Consider the following 13,847-nt stretch of genomic DNA (forward strand, 5'->3'; position numbering starts at 1 on the left):
AAGAGCGTTTCATCCATCCGGCAAGAACCCCCTCGACCGTGAAAGGCAACAGGGAATCCGCGGGGTCGAAGATGCAGGCGTTCTCAACGAATTCGGCGAGAGTTTTGGGCATGAATTTCCGTGCGCGGTTGCGTTATCATGGTGGCCGCAATGCCACTGGTTTTCCGGCAATGGTATCGCATCCCGCCATTCTCGTCGCGGTCGGCCTGAGTTGTCAGAGCAACACCATCCCGTCCGCGTTCCGCGCGCCAAATTTTCGGAGCAGCAAATGAAGGTGATTGTCATGGGCGCCGGCATCATCGGTACCGCCAGCGCCTGGTACCTGGCCAAGCAGGGTTTCGACGTGACCGTCATCGACCGTCAACCGGCAGCCGGCCTTGAAACCAGCTTTGCGAACGGCTCGCAGATTTCGGTATCGCAATCAGAACCGTGGGCCGCGCCGGGGGCGCCATTCATGGTGATGAAATGGCTGATGAAAGACGATGCGCCGCTGCTGTTTCGTCCTAGATTCGAGTGGCATCAACTTTCATGGGGCATGCGCTTCATGATCGAATGCCTGCCGTGGCGCTTTCGTCACAATATCCGCGAAATGGTCAATCTCGGCCTGTACAGCCGCCAGGCGTTGCAGGAGCTCAGGCAGGAAACCGGCATTCAGTACGATCAGCAAACCAGAGGCATCCTGCAGTTCTACACCAGTGAAAGGGATTTCGCCGCCGCGCGTGAGGCCTCAAAACTGCTGCGTCAATATGGTATCGAGCGCGAAGCAAAGACGGTCGATGAGGCGATCGCGATCGAACCCGCGCTCAATCACTATCGCGATCAACTCGCAGGTGCGACGTTTGCCGCGACCGACGAATCGGGCGATGCGCATGCGTTCACACAAAACCTGGCGGCACTTTGCCAATCAAAAGGGGTGAAATTCAAGTACGGTGCGACGGTCGAGGCGATCGAAACGATGGCGGGAAAAGTCAGCGGCGTGCGATTGCGCGACGTGACGGGCCACACTGAAACCGAGACCGCGGACGCGTATGTGTGTGCGATGGGGAGCTACAGCTATCTCGCTCTCAAACCGATCGGCATTACCATCCCCGTTTATCCGGCGAAAGGTTATTCGGCAACATTTTCGACCGAAGGCTTCGAGGGTGCGCCGACCATGAGCCTCACCGACGAAGCGATGAGAATGGTGATCTCGCGGCTGGGCAATCGTTTGCGCATTGCGGGTACCGCCGAACTCGATGGCTACAGCACGAATCTCTCGACGACTCGCACCGGGATGCTGGAGAAACGCGCGCGCGAACTGTTTCCGAACGCCGCCGACTACGATCATCCGGAATTCTGGACAGGATTGCGTCCGTCGACGCCGTCGAATTGCCCGCTGATCGGGCGCACGCGGATGGCGAATTTGTTTCTGAATACCGGGCACGGGACATTGGGGTGGACGGAGGGTTGCGGGTCCGGGCGCGCACTCGCGGATCTGGTCGCGGGAAAGAAGCCGGAAGTCGACTATCAATTTCTGAAATGAGTGATATGCATCCTGTGTCCCTTGCCGACATCCAGGCCGCCCGGAAAGTGCTCAGCGGTCACATCGCCAACACCCCATGCCTGCATTCGCGCACGCTCTCGGAAATCACCGGCGCCGAGGTGTATCTCAAGTTTGAAAATCATCAATTTACGGCGAGCTTCAAGGAACGTGGCGCGCTCAACAAACTGGCGTCGCTCACGGCCGAAGAAAAGCAGCGCGGCGTGATTGCCGCCTCCGCCGGCAATCACGCGCAAGGCGTCGCGCATCACGCCGCGCGCCTCGGTATTCCCAGCATCATCGTCATGCCGAAGTTCACGCCCAATGTGAAAGTGGAAATGACCGAGCGGCACGGCGCGCACGTGGTGCTGCATGGCGAAAATTTCGACGAAGCCAAGGCGCATGCGCTGATTCTCGCGGACCAGCAAAAGCTCACTTTCGTTCATCCGTACGATGACGAGAAAGTCATCGCCGGACAGGGCACCATCGCGCTGGAAATGCTTGAAGCACATCCAGAACTGGATACGCTGTGCATCGCCATTGGCGGCGGCGGATTGATCAGCGGCATGGCGATCGCGGCGAAGGCAATGAAGTCGGAAATCGATATTATCGGCGTGGAGACCGCGCGTTTTCCGTCGATGCTCGCCGCCATCAAGGGTACCGAGGCACGTTTCGGGCTGTCCACGATCGCCGAGGGCATCGCGGTGAAAGAGTCAGGCACGCTCACGCGCGCCATCGTTGAAAAACTGGTTTCCGATATTCTGCTGGTGGATGAAGGCGATATTGAAGAAGCGATTGTCATGCTGCTGGAAATCGAGAAGACGGTCGTGGAGGGCGCGGGCGCCGTTTCGCTCGCGGCGCTGATGAAACATCGCGAGTACTTCGCCGGCAAGAAAGTCGGCCTGGTATTGTGCGGCGGCAACATTGATCCGCTGATGCTCGCGGAAATCATCAAACGCGGTATGGTGCGCGCAGGTCGCCTGTCGCGCTTGAAGGTCGAATTGCGCGATTTACCGGGAACGCTTGCACGCATCACCAGTGTGATCGCCGAGGCGAACGCCAACATTGAAGAAGTCCATCATCAGCGCTCCTTCACCAACCTGCCCGTGCAGACGGCGGTCGTGGAGTTTGTCCTGAAGACGCGCAATACCGCGCATGTCGATGCCATCGTCGGCAAACTCGGTGAAGCCGGTTTCCGGGCATACGTTTCAAGCATGTCGGACTGAGTTTTCCAGTGCCGGACGGATGGCTGGAATGCGCGCAGAATTTGCCGGGCCATTTATCCCATGCGAAACGATTTAGCGGTAGGATGCGATCATCATTCTCAGGAGAACTTCATGAACCAGGTTGGAAAGTTGCTGGCCTTTTCTGCCGCGTTGTTTTCGATCGGCGCGCAAGCGCAGATGAAGGAAATGCCCGGCGGACTATGGGAAATACGCCAAAAAATGGATATGCCGGGGATGCCGCCGGAAATGGCGGCGAAAATGGGCGATCGCGTCATGACCCAGTGCATCAAGCCGGGTGAAAGGAAGTGGAACGAACAGCGCCCACCCAATGAAAAAGGCGAACGCCAGTGCGAGCAGAGCGACATGAAAATGTCGGGTAATACAACCTCGTGGAAAATGAAATGCGTCGATGGTACGACCGGCGAAGGCAGCATTACGCACAACGGCAAGGACGCCTTCAAGATGAACATGGCAATGAATTCGCCGCGCGGCAACATGAAAATGTCCAGCGAAGGCAAGCGCATTGCGGATACCTGTGAAAAGAAATGAGGACAGCTTACGGCAGGCATGACCGGCAGTCCAGGACGAACCGGCTCGCATTCATGTTGCTTCTGGCACTGTCATCAGCCGGCTTCGATTCGTTCGCGCAGTTTGCGCAAAGCACGGGGCCGCTTCCGCCGGCGCCAAGACCGGCGGCTACAGGTGAACTTTGGTCCGTTACCACGGTGCAGGAAATCTATGGTCCGAGGGATCGTGAGCCGTCAAAGCGTGACCGCAAGCAGAGCCTGGTTTGCCATGCGCGTGGCACGGTTAGCGTCAATAGCGCGGCGAATGCGGAATTGCCCGATGAATTGAAAAGCAACTGCTGGCTAAGCGACAAGCGCACCGAGGCGCTGCGTGAGCAGACCAAGTATGCATGCAAAGACGGCATGTCGGCAGAGGTCGCGACGCGGCAGGAGGCTGACGGCAGCCTTGGAAGTCAGGTGGTCGTCAACTCGCCGGAAAAAGGCGGCATTTCTGTCACGCGCACCATGCGCAGAGTCGCGGGTGCGTGCGATCCAACCATAAAGCCGCCAGTCTCTCCGGCTCTGCCCGTGCCGCCTGCGAAACCGTCCATTGACGCGCCAGTCAAGTAGTCGCGGTACGGGATGGAAAGTCTAGCGCTGGCGCGCCTTCGAAAGTCTGGCACTGGCGCGCCTTCTGGCATGAAAATGGCTGAAAAGCCGCGCCGGTGCTTGTGATTGGCTAGCTAAACGCCAAGAGCCGCCTGCAGCGTCGCGCGCCTGTCCGCAATCGCCTTCGGCAGCCCGTGCTCAAGCTTGCTGAGCAGTTCATCGTGCAGTTTCAGCTCCTGCTGCCACTGCGCTCCATTCACTGCCGTGATGGCCGCGTAGGTTTCCTGCGGGAAATCGAGGCCGGTCCAGTCAAGGTGGCTGTATTCGGGAATATTTCCCAGCGCGGTCGGCGTCGCCTGCGCCTTGCCTTCGACACGTTCGATGATCCATTTCAGCACGCGCATGTTGTCCCCGAAGCCGGGCCAGACAAATTTGCCCTGGTCATTCTTGCGGAACCAGTTGACGCAATAAAGTTTCGGTGCCGCGTTCGCGCTGGTCGCGCCGTTTTTTGCACCGGTGTTGATCCAGTGACCAAAATAGTCGGCCATGTTGTAGCCGCAAAAAGCAATCATCGCGAAGGGATCGCGACGCACCACACCCACTTGGCCGGCAATCGCGGCGGTTGTTTCCGAGCCGAGCGTGGCGCCCATGTAAACGCCGTCATTCCAGTTGTTCGCTTCGGTCACCAGCGGCACGGTCGATGAGCGGCGGCCGCCGAAAATAACCGCCGACAACGGCACGCCTTCCGGATTGTCCCATTCCGGATCGAGCGAGGGGCAACTGGTGGCGGCCACCGTGAAACGCGAATTCGGATGCGCCGCGACGCGACCGCAATCGGGCGTCCACGCATTGCCTTGCCAGTCGATCAATTGCGCGGGCGCTTGTTTGGTCATGCCTTCCCACCACACGTCGCCGTCGGGTGTGCGCGCAACGTTCGTGAAAATGACATCCGCCTTCAGCGTTTCCATGCAATTGGGGTTGGTCTCGTACGAGGTACCCGGCGCGACGCCGAAGAATCCGGCTTCAGGGTTGATGGCATACATCCGGCCATCGGCACCAGGCTTGATCCACGCAATGTCGTCGCCGATGGTTGTCACTTCCCAGCCCTGCTTCCTGAAAGACTCGGGCGGTACCAGCATCGCGAAATTGGTTTTGCCGCACGCTGACGGGAATGCCGCGGTGATGTAGTGCTTTTTGCCTTCGGGCGTTTTGACACCGAGGATCAGCATGTGCTCGGCCAGCCAGCCTTGTTGCTTGCCCATCACTGATGCAATTCGCAAGGCAAAACATTTCTTGCCCAGCAGCGCGTTGCCACCGTAGCCGGAGCCGTAGGACCAGATCTCGTGCGTCTCGGGGAAATGCACGATGTACTTGTGTTCGTTATTGCACGGCCAGACCACGTCGCGTTGCCCCGCCGCGAGCGGCGCGCCAACCGAGTGCAGCGCCGGCACGAAGACGCCGTTGTCGCCGAGTGCCTGAAGAACTTTCTTCCCCATGCGTGTCATGAGCTTCATGTTCACGGCCACGTATGGTGAATCGGAGAGTTCCACGCCGATATGCGATATGTGCGAACCCAGTGGTCCCATGCTGAATGGCACCACGTACATGGTTCGGCCTTGCATGCTTCCGTCGAATAGTTTGTTCAGCGTCGCCCGCATCTCGACCGGGGCGACCCAGTTATTGGTGGGACCCGCGTCCTGTTTTTTTTCCGAACAGATGAAGGTGCGGTCTTCAACCCGTGCCACGTCGGACGGGTCGGAAAGTGCCAAGTAGGAATGGGGACGAAGCTTTTCGTTCAGTTTGGTAAACGTTCCAGCGGCAACCAGTTCCGCGCAAAGCCGATCGTATTCCTCATCGGAGCCATCGCACCAGTAGATGCGCGCTGGCTGTGTGAGTTGGGCGACTTCTTCGACCCACGCCAGCAGTTTGGCGTGTCGTGTTGGGGCATCGTTCAAGTGAACGGGTTTGGCTTGGGCATGCATACCAGGATCTCCAGGAAAAAAACGGGCCAGTCGGAATGCAATCTATGTCGCATTTCCGTAAATTTCATAGGGAAATTATCCCATGCCATGCGAAGGCAGGCCATCGCCACACGCGTGTCAAACAGCGCCCAGGGCCCGCGGATAGGCGTTCGGAAATCCGGAAATTGATGGAGTTTTACTACATCCCGCGAACGTCTCCAAGACGGGACGATTCTGTTTATCGAGGGCACACAATGACAGACGCCTTTAAACGGAGTTTTCTGTAGGCGCCGTCAGGCGCCGAATCTGGCTGGGGTGAAGATTTTCGGAGTCGCGCGCCTGTAGTTTCGCAAACAAATTGCGCAAGGCGCCAAGGGAAAAATATTTTCCGGAACAATGATTTTTTTGCAAAATTGCAACAATTGGCGATGCGTGGGCGGCCATGCCAGCAAAACGGCGTGCGGATTTTCCGTGCGCTAGGCTGTCTGCTGGCCGTAAGTCGCGAACTTCCCCAGCACCATCTCCATTTCCGCATCGGATAGCAGGACGGGCTCGCCAATCTGCAGAGCCTGCCAATACATGCGCGCCAATGTTTCGACTTCCACCGCCAGTGCCAGCGTCTTTTCCAGATCAGGACCACAGGCGATCATGCCGTGATGCGATAACAGGCAAGCCTTTCGATCGCAAAGCGCGGCGACCGCAAAATCCGATAATTCCTGCGTACCGAACGTGGCGTACGGCGCGCAGCGAATGTTCTTGCCGCCCGCCGCGGCGACCATGTAGTGGAACGACGGAATCTCGCGGTCCATGCACGCGAGCGTGGTCGCAAACGGCGCATGGGTGTGGACGATTGCATTCACGTCGGCGCGCGCGGCATAAATGTCCCGATGGAAACGCCATTCGGATGAAGGCAGGACATCGCCCTCGTGCGTGCCATCCATTCGCATCGCGACAATTTGTTCGCGCCGGGTTTTTTCATACGGTATGCCGGTCGGCGTGACCAGAAAACCTGCATCCACGCGGGCGCTGACATTCCCCGACTTACCCTCGTTGATGCCGAGCGCGTTCATCTTCAGCGTGGTGTGAACAATCTCCGCGCGCAGGGATTCGTCAGTCGTGTGTTGAAGTTTCAGGAATGCCATGGTCAGGAGGGGGCGAGTGACGACGCAAGTTGATCAGGCGCGAACACCCCGCGCTCGGTAATGATGCCCGTGACGAGGCGGCTCGGTGTCACGTCAAAGCCAGGATTGGAAACAGGCGTGCCCGGGTGAAGAATGAGCACCGGTGAGGCGTTCAGGGCATTTTCGGCCTGCAAGCCAGAAATGGCGCGGACTTCTGTTTCGCTGCGTTCTTCGATTTCGATTTCGTCGAGCGCATTCTCCAGCGTGGGATCGATGGTGGATACCGGCAACGCGGCATAGAACGGAATGTGGTTGTCATGAGCAGCCAACGCTTTGAGGTATGTGCCGATCTTGTTGGCGACATCGCCGGCTCGCGACACCCGATCCGCGCCCACCAGCACCATATCGACTTTGCCATGCTGCATCAGGTGACCACCGGCATTGTCGACGATGTATGTGTGCGGCACGGCTTGCTCACGCAGCTCCCAGGCGGTGAGCAATCCCTGGTTGCGGGGGCGCGTTTCATCCACCCACACGTGTACCGGGATGCCGGCGGCGTGGGATTTGTAGATCACCGCCAGCGCCGTTCCCCAGTCGACCGTCGCGACCCAGCCGGCGTTGCAATGCGTGAGGATGTTTACCGGGCGCTGCAATTTCTCATGCAAGGCACGAACCAGGGTGAGGCCGTGCTCGCCGATGGCCGCGTTGGTTGCCACATCTTCGTCAGCCAGCCTTTTCGCGAGGGACCATGACGCGTCGGCGCGCTGATGGTGAGGCAGTGTGGCGAGTTCGCGCCTGACGGTCTCAAGCGCCCAGGCGAGATTCACGGCCGTCGGCCGGGTCGCAAGCAGGATTGAAATCGATGTGTCCAGCGCGACGTTGCTACTGTCGTGCTGCATCGCGAGCGCGACGCCGAATGCGGCGGTGACGCCTATCAACGGTGCGCCACGCACTTGCATCGCGCGAATCGCCTGTGCGATGTCGTCGCGGGTGGACAGCGTCAATGTCTCAAAGGCGAACGGCAGCCGCGTCTGGTCGATGATATGGACCCGTCGCGGTTTTTCTTCCGTCCAGATGCTGCGAAAGGCCTGTCCATTCACTTTCATGTTACGAAGTTTATGCGATTTTCCGGCAAGATTATTGGAACCAGCCGGAGTTCGGGGCGGCCCTCATGTAAAATACCAATTTCCAACCCGGGGTTTTCCTACCCAGTAGCTGGGGGTCAACATCATGACCAAGTACATTTTCGTAACCGGTGGCGTTGTTTCCTCCCTCGGAAAAGGCATCGCCGCCGCCTCCCTCGCTGCCATTCTCGAATCGCGCGGCATCAAAGTCTCGATGATGAAGCTGGATCCGTACATCAATGTGGATCCGGGCACCATGTCGCCGTTCCAGCATGGTGAGGTCTTCGTTACCGAGGACGGTGCGGAGACCGATCTCGATCTCGGACATTACGAGCGCTTCATCTCGATGAAGATGAAGAAATCGAACAACTTCACCACCGGCCAGATTTACGAGCGCGTCATCAACAAAGAACGGCGCGGCGATTATCTTGGCGGCACGGTGCAGGTGATTCCGCATATCACCGATGAGATCAAGGCATCGATTCGCGCCGGTACGCAGGACGCCGAAGTCGGCATCATTGAGATCGGCGGCACGGTCGGCGACATCGAGTCATTGCCATTCCTGGAGGCAATTCGCCAGATGGGCATCGAACAGGGCCGCGACAATGCCTGCTATATCCACCTGACATTGGTGCCGTATCTGCCGACCGTGGGCGAGATCAAGACCAAGCCCACCCAGCACAGCGTTAAAGAATTGCGCGAGATCGGTATCCAACCCGATGTGGTGATGTGCCGAAGTGATCGGCCGATTCCCGACGACGACCGCCGCAAGATTGCGCTATTCACCAACGTTGATATGGGCTCGGTAATTTCATGCTATGACGCGACATCGATTTACAAGATTCCGAAGATGCTGCACAAGCAGGGCCTGGACGAAATCGTTTGCCGCAAGCTGCATCTCACGCCGCGACCGGCGGATCTGACGCTGTGGGACGGCATCGTGGACGCGCTCGAACATCCCGAGAATGAGATTGAGCTCGCGATGGTCGGCAAATATGTCGATCTGACGGATTCGTACAAGTCTTTGTCGGAGGCGCTGATACACGCCGGCATTCACACCCGTACCAAAGTGAAAATCCACTATCTCGATTCCGAACAGATCGAAAAGGATGGTGTTGCGGCCTTGGCGAACATGGACGCGATCCTGGTACCAGGTGGATTCGGCAAGCGCGGCACCGAAGGCAAGATTGCCGCGGTGAAATTCGCGCGCGAGAACAAGATTCCTTATCTCGGCATCTGCCTCGGCATGCAGATCGCCACCATCGAATTCGCGCGCAATGTGGTTGGCCTCGCGAATGCCAATTCGACCGAATTCGATCCCGACACACCACATCCGGTGGTCGCACTGATTACCGAATGGCAGAACCGTGACGGCAAAGTCGAGAAGCGCGATTCGAATTCCAACCTGGGCGGCACCATGCGCCTCGGTGCGCAGCCCTGCACGGTGCTACCCGGTACGCTGGCCCACAAGATTTATGGTGCCGACACGGTCAGTGAGCGCCATCGCCATCGCTACGAGGTCAACAATCACTACGTGCCGCGGCTTGAGGCGGCGGGCTTCATGATTTCCGCGCGGACCAATTCGGAATCGCTGCCGGAAATGGCGGAACTTGATACAGCCAAGCACGCACATCCGTGGTTCTACGGCTGCCAGTTCCACCCGGAATTTACGTCCACACCGCGCGATGGACATCCGCTGTTCACGTCGTTCGTCAAGGCGGGGCTGGAACAACACAAGAAAGTGCATGGCGAGGCGGGACTTCGAGTGGTGCAGGGCGGGGCCGCGCAGGGCACGAAGGCGACGGCGGCATGAAGCTCTGCGGTTTTGAGGTCGGCATCGACAAGCCTTTTTTTCTCATTGCGGGCCCGTGCGTCGTTGAATCGATGCAAATGCAAATCGATGTCGCCGGCCAACTGAAAGAAATGACGTCCTCGCTCGGCATTCCGTTCATTTTCAAATCGAGCTACGACAAAGCTAATCGCAGTTCTGGCAAATCATTCCGGGGGCCTGGAATGCAAGAAGGCCTGCGCATTCTGGCGGAAGTAAGAAAACAGCTGAATGTGCCGGTGCTTACGGACGTACACACAATCGACGAAGTGGCCACCGTTGCGAGCGTGGTCGATGTTTTACAAACTCCCGCCTTCCTTTGCCGCCAGACTGATTTCATTCACGCCGTCGCCCGTTGTGGAAAGCCGGTGAACATCAAGAAGGGCCAGTTCCTTGCGCCGGGTGACATGAAGAACGTCGTCGACAAGGCCCGTGAAGCAAGCGGGGCTGACAACATCATGGTGTGTGAACGTGGTGCCTCATTCGGCTACAACAATCTGGTTTCCGACATGCGCGGCTGGCGATCATGCGCGAGACAAATTGCCCCGTGGTTTTCGATGCGACGCATTCCGTGGCGCTACCAGGCGGGCAGGGCACAAGTTCCGGCGGCCAGCGTGAGTTTGTGCCGGTCCTCGCGCGGGCTGCGGTGGCCGTAGGCGTTTCCGGCTTGTTTATGGAAACGCATCCCGATCCGAGCAAAGCGCTCTCGGACGGTCCAAATTCGTGGCCCTTGGCGCTGATGAGAGATCTATTGAGCACGCTAAAAGCAATCGATGACCTGGTGAAGCAAAATGCATTCGCCGAAACCGCACTGATGACACAAGGAAAATAGTAATGACTGCCATTGTTGATATTGTCGCCCGCGAAATTCTGGATTCCCGCGGCAATCCCACCGTCGAAGCCGATGTGCTGCTCGAGTCCGGCGTGATCGGTCGTGCTGCCGTACCTTCAGGCGCGTCGACGGGTTCGCGCGAAGCTATCGAGCTTCGCGACAAGGACGCCAAGCGCTACATGGGCAAGGGGGTATTGAAGGCATGCGAGCACATCAACACCGAAATCTGTGAAGCCGTGATCGGCCTTGACGCCAGCGAGCAATCGTTCATCGACAAGACCATGATCGAGCTCGATGGCACGGAAAGTAAATCGCGCCTTGGCGCGAACTCGATCCTGGCGGTGTCGCTGGCTTGCGCGAAGGCGGCGGCGGACGAATCCGGCCTGTCGCTGTATCGCTACCTCGGCGGCGCCGCGCCGATGCAGATGCCGGTGCCGATGATGAATGTCATCAATGGCGGCCAGCATGCCGACAATGTGCTCGACATACAGGAATTCATGATTATTCCGGCGGGGCTGCCGACGTTTCGCGAAGCGTTGCGGGCCGGCGTGGAAGTCTTTCACGCGCTGAAAAAAATCCTGCACGCCGAAAAGCACAATACCAACGTCGGTGACGAAGGCGGATTCGCGCCCAACCTCGCCAACAACGAAGCGGCATTGCAATACATCATGAAGGCGATTGCCGAAGCGGGCTACACGGCGGGTCAGGACATCCTGATCGGACTGGATTGCGCCGCAAGCGAATTCCGCGTCGACGGAAAGTATCGCTTCGAAGCGGAAAAACTTGCCTTCACTTCCGCGCAATTCACCGATGTGCTCGCGACCTGGTGCGACAAGTATCCGATCGTATCGGTCGAAGACGGCATGGCTGAGGATGACTGGGACGGTTGGGCGACGCTTTCCGAAAAACTTGGCAAGAAAGTCCAACTGGTCGGCGACGATCTGTTCGTGACCAATACCAAGATCTTGCGGGAGGGCATCAGCAAGGGCATTGCCAATTCCATCCTGATCAAGGTGAACCAGATTGGTACGCTGTCCGAGACCTTTGCGGCGATCGAGATGGCCAAGCGCGCGAATTACACCACCGTGATTTCACACCGGTCCGGCGAAACCGAAGACACGACGATTGCTGATATTGCTGTGGCGACAAATGCCTTGCAGATCAAGACCGGTTCGGCGTCGCGCTCGGACCGCATGGCGAAATACAATCAGCTACTGCGCATCGAGGAAGAGTTGGGTGACGCCGCAAGCTATGCCGGCAAATCGGCGTATTACAACCTGAAGTGAAATACCTGCCCCACACGCTCATCGCGCTTATCGTTGCCATCCAGTACCCGCTCTGGTTGGGCAAAGGAAGCTGGCTGAAGGTGTGGGAGTTTTCACGGCAAGTCGATCAGCAGAAAGCCAAGAACATTCAGCTGGCCACCCGCAACGCGGGCCTGGACGCCGAGGTTCGCGACCTGAAGCAAGGCATTGATGCGGTCGAGGAACGCGCGCGGGTCGAGCTCGGCATGATCAAATCTGACGAAGTTTTCTATCAGGTGGTCGAAAAGCCCTCCGTCGTGACACCCGCATCAGGCACGACGAAATGAACGTTGCCGCCGTCAAGAAATTCTGCGCGGCCTTGCCTGGCGCAACCGGTGACATCAAGTGGGGCATCGATCAGGTGTATTCGATCGGCGGCAAGATGTTCTGCGTTGCGCATGTTGATCAAAAGGGATTGCCCACTGTCGGCTTCAAGGTCGACGACGATTTATTCTTGTCCTATACGGATCGCGCCGGCTTTATTCCCGCACCGTATCTGGCGCGCGCGAAATGGGTACAGGTGATCGACCTGAAAAAAGTCCCGGACGCGGAGCTGAAATTGCTGATCAAGCGATCACATGAGTTGGTCGGCATGAAGCTGACGAAGAAATGCCGGTCGGAACTGGGTATCGGCTAAGGCGCATGTCGCGACTCTGTCGCCCGGATGCAGCGTAGCGAAATCCGGGACGCTCACTGGACTAACGAGCAAGCAGCCAATGACGCGCCGGATTTCGCTACGCTGCATCCACGCTATGTGGTTCAAGCGTTTGGCCCAGACGACTTGCCAGAATTCGAAAAACGCCAGTATTGGCGAGCGTCTCCAGCTATTATCAGTCTGGAAGGCGCACCAGTGCTTGAGTTTCGAGAGCGCCACTTAGAGTGGAGGGTTCGGTCAAGAACCTTCGCGCGAGGTCGCCTGCAGAAAACAGCTCAACGCGCTGGCTGCGCTGCAAATTGCCCATAGAACAAAGAACCCCAGCGTGTAGACCGCGGTCTTGCTGACATGAACCGGATTTCCCAGGATCACCAGTTCGCTGGGATCCACCAGCGTGAACAGAATACCCACGCCCATTCCGGCCGCGATGAATGAGGGCCACAGCACCCACATGATGTATTTAGCCATGCGTGTTCCTCGGTGAACAACGGTGATTAGCGTGTGCCGCCCAATTCGATCGTGCCGCTACCGGTGGACCAGTCGCCGGTGAGGCGCCAGGTACGGCCTTCGTCTTCGAGTGTCATGCCCCAGCGCGGCGCATCGATGGCGGGCATCGCGGCAGAGTAGGTGTTGTCGCTGGCGCGCGCCAGCAAAATCTCGCGATCAAAACCGCTGCGTGTCGGATGATGAAGTGTCAGGCGTAAAAGCGGCGCCGTGGGCGCGTCCGCCACAAAGTTGAGCGCCACGTGGCCTTCCTGGGTCATCGACAGCCGGGCGCGATACCCGAGCTGCTGCGCACGTGCGTCGCGCGTGATTGTCATGTTGATGGCCTTGCCCTGCTTGTAATAGTCATCGGCAACCAGACCGTCGGAACTCTGGATTGCGAAACCGAGAGTGACAAACCCGGCGACCACGACGATGGCCGGGCCGGCCATGAGCAGCCAAGGCCAAGGTTCGCGATACCAGGGGGTCGGTGCGGCTTGTTGGCGGATTGGCGAAGTAGCATTCATGCGGACACCTCAGGATTTGAAGAAGATGGACTTCTCGTGCAATGAGAATTCGTCCGGATTGGATTTGCCCAGTGAATCCATTGGAACAATGTGGAACTCGATGCGGGTGGAGCCCTTTTGCGCTTTTTTCGGCGGGCGCACGCAGGTTCAGC

General features: G+C 58.2%; 13 protein-coding genes and 1 pseudogene. 9 read left to right on the forward strand and 5 right to left on the reverse strand.

Going from position 1 to position 13,847, the window contains the following annotated elements; genetic code table 11:
- Window positions 1-268 precede the first annotated feature (268 nt).
- The 4 genes from IPP88_01965 (at window position 269) to IPP88_01980 (ending at window position 3,881) form a co-directional block, all read left to right on the forward strand.
- Window positions 269-1,522 (forward strand): D-amino acid dehydrogenase, encoded by a 1,254-nt coding sequence (locus tag IPP88_01965; GenBank protein MBL0121530.1) that lies wholly within the window; start codon window positions 269-271, stop codon window positions 1,520-1,522.
- Window positions 1,523-1,527: 5 nt separating this feature from the next.
- The gene (locus IPP88_01970) at window positions 1,528-2,745 is read left to right on the forward strand and encodes a threonine ammonia-lyase (GenBank protein ID MBL0121531.1); all 1,218 of its coding nucleotides are present in this window, start codon (window positions 1,528-1,530) and stop codon (window positions 2,743-2,745) included.
- A 111-nt stretch (window positions 2,746-2,856) separates the two neighbouring features.
- Window positions 2,857-3,294, forward strand: a complete 438-nt coding sequence (locus tag IPP88_01975; protein MBL0121532.1) for a DUF3617 family protein — start codon at window positions 2,857-2,859, stop codon at window positions 3,292-3,294.
- 53 nt (window positions 3,295-3,347) lie between these two features.
- Complete coding sequence (locus IPP88_01980) at window positions 3,348-3,881, forward strand: hypothetical protein (GenBank protein ID MBL0121533.1); 534 nt, start codon at window positions 3,348-3,350, stop codon at window positions 3,879-3,881.
- Window positions 3,882-3,994: 113 nt separating this feature from the next.
- Here IPP88_01980 and IPP88_01985 read toward each other — a convergent pair whose 3' ends face one another.
- The 3 genes from IPP88_01985 to mtnA all read right to left on the reverse strand — a co-directional run bounded on the left by IPP88_01985 (window position 3,995) and on the right by mtnA (window position 8,048).
- Entirely contained in the window at window positions 3,995-5,842 is a 1,848-nt protein-coding gene (locus IPP88_01985; protein ID MBL0121534.1) for a phosphoenolpyruvate carboxykinase (GTP), read from the reverse strand.
- 455 nt (window positions 5,843-6,297) lie between these two features.
- The gene (locus IPP88_01990) at window positions 6,298-6,963 is read right to left on the reverse strand and encodes an L-fuculose-phosphate aldolase (protein MBL0121535.1); all 666 of its coding nucleotides are present in this window, start codon (window positions 6,961-6,963) and stop codon (window positions 6,298-6,300) included.
- 2 nt (window positions 6,964-6,965) lie between these two features.
- On the reverse strand, window positions 6,966-8,048 hold the full coding sequence (gene mtnA / locus IPP88_01995; GenBank protein MBL0121536.1) for an S-methyl-5-thioribose-1-phosphate isomerase: 1,083 nt from the start codon (window positions 8,046-8,048) through the stop codon (window positions 6,966-6,968).
- Window positions 8,049-8,172: 124 nt separating this feature from the next.
- Here mtnA and IPP88_02000 point away from each other — a divergent pair, with 124 nt between their 5' ends.
- From IPP88_02000 to IPP88_02020, 5 genes and pseudogenes are all read left to right on the forward strand, one after another.
- Window positions 8,173-9,879, forward strand: a complete 1,707-nt coding sequence (locus tag IPP88_02000; protein ID MBL0121537.1) for a CTP synthase — start codon at window positions 8,173-8,175, stop codon at window positions 9,877-9,879.
- Window positions 9,876-10,726 (forward strand): annotated as a pseudogene (gene kdsA / locus IPP88_02005) (3-deoxy-8-phosphooctulonate synthase). The gene IPP88_02000 and the pseudogene kdsA overlap by 4 nt, the downstream one beginning before the upstream one ends.
- A gap of 2 nt (window positions 10,727-10,728) precedes the next feature.
- Window positions 10,729-12,012, forward strand: a complete 1,284-nt coding sequence (gene eno / locus IPP88_02010; GenBank protein MBL0121538.1) for a phosphopyruvate hydratase — start codon at window positions 10,729-10,731, stop codon at window positions 12,010-12,012.
- Window positions 12,009-12,317: a cell division protein FtsB gene (gene ftsB, locus IPP88_02015; GenBank protein ID MBL0121539.1), complete on the forward strand. Its 309-nt coding sequence runs from the start codon at window positions 12,009-12,011 to the stop codon at window positions 12,315-12,317. The genes eno and ftsB overlap by 4 nt, the downstream gene beginning before the upstream one ends.
- Window positions 12,314-12,667 (forward strand): MmcQ/YjbR family DNA-binding protein, encoded by a 354-nt coding sequence (locus IPP88_02020; protein MBL0121540.1) that lies wholly within the window; start codon window positions 12,314-12,316, stop codon window positions 12,665-12,667. Before ftsB ends, IPP88_02020 begins: the two co-directional genes overlap by 4 nt.
- A 255-nt stretch (window positions 12,668-12,922) precedes the next feature.
- Here IPP88_02020 and IPP88_02025 read toward each other — a convergent pair whose 3' ends face one another.
- Both IPP88_02025 and IPP88_02030 read right to left on the reverse strand, forming a co-directional pair.
- The gene (locus IPP88_02025; GenBank protein MBL0121541.1) at window positions 12,923-13,153 is read right to left on the reverse strand and encodes a hypothetical protein; all 231 of its coding nucleotides are present in this window, start codon (window positions 13,151-13,153) and stop codon (window positions 12,923-12,925) included.
- Window positions 13,154-13,179: 26 nt separating this feature from the next.
- Entirely contained in the window at window positions 13,180-13,695 is a 516-nt protein-coding gene (locus IPP88_02030; GenBank protein ID MBL0121542.1) for a FixH family protein, read from the reverse strand.
- Window positions 13,696-13,847 lie beyond the last annotated feature (152 nt).

The organism is Betaproteobacteria bacterium, assembly GCA_016720925.1.
In the GTDB taxonomy this organism is placed as follows: domain Bacteria; phylum Pseudomonadota; class Gammaproteobacteria; order Burkholderiales; family Usitatibacteraceae; genus UKL13-2.